1 protein-coding gene is annotated in these 1,060 nt (G+C 35.8%); it reads right to left on the minus strand.

Going from position 1 to position 1,060, the window contains the following annotated elements; genetic code table 11:
* Nucleotides 1-87: 87 nt before the first annotated feature.
* A partial coding sequence (locus KCX82_RS22825) for a group II intron reverse transcriptase/maturase (RefSeq protein ID WP_264373371.1) occupies nucleotides 88-1,060 on the minus strand: 973 nt, incomplete at its 5' end.

The raw sequence follows: 1,060 nt of genomic DNA on the forward strand, positions 1-1,060 counted from the left end.
CCATATTTCTATGGCAGGTTTTTGTCTGCCCCCCTCCGAACCGTACGTACACCTTTCAATGTATACGGCTCTCCAATTGTTTCTAAATCATTTTCCGCCATGGATATCCCAGTGACAGTTTTTGCATACGATTAAGGTCTTTCTGTTCATTTTTGACATTGTCAAGACCCAATTCGGGATATGCCTGCCACGTTTTTTATACTTGTCTTTGATATCCTTAAGTTTTCTTACATGATGAACTTCAATATTTTCAGTACTTCCGCACAATTCACATTTGTTTGCATTTAACCTTGTAATTAGCTGTGAGTTAAAGGAAATATCATATCCAAAGCTGTCATAAACATTAGCCTCTGGAAAGTCTTTTTTCACAATCCGGTCATTAAAGTACGTCATTATTTTCTCGCCTTTTTTTGTATGGTATTTTACTCCAACAATCCGGCGTGTTCCTGTGCCATCTTTAACCGGCACATCAATTCCATATTTTTTAATCACCTTTTTTACAGATATATTTTCTTTTCTTGCAATGGTGTGCACCATACTGAAATAGTGATAATACTTAAATTTGTACAGCCTTTGACTTACATTGGTTGCCAGACAATAATAATTGTATAACCCTCTGATTTCTGCATTGTACTCGTTAATGATATCAAGTACAGGCAATTTTAGTCTTGGCTTAAAAACACTCGATTCGCCATATTGAGTGAATTCTCTGATTTTTTGACTGATTACTTTATGTGGCACTAATAATTGAATCTGACCATTTACAGAACGTTTTCTGTTCCCCTGTTTATCCTTACCCATTTTTGTGTTGCAGTGCGCTTTCGTAAATTCATAGCCTAGAAAGTTTGCTTTTTCATTTCCGAGATTCGTAATTAACGTTTTCTCTTGATTTAATTCAAGATTTAATTTTTCTTTCAGAAACGTAGCTACATCTTCCTTAATAGATTCTGCCATTTCTTTACTTCCAATTACCTCAATTACAAAGTCATCGGCGTAACGCACATACTTTACCCTCGTAAAGTTACTGTCCATGGGGTCTAATGACGGTATGCTCTGTATC

It is taken from the genome of Sinanaerobacter chloroacetimidivorans, from assembly GCF_018128545.1.
Classification (GTDB): domain Bacteria; phylum Bacillota; class Clostridia; order Peptostreptococcales; family Anaerovoracaceae; genus Sinanaerobacter; species Sinanaerobacter chloroacetimidivorans.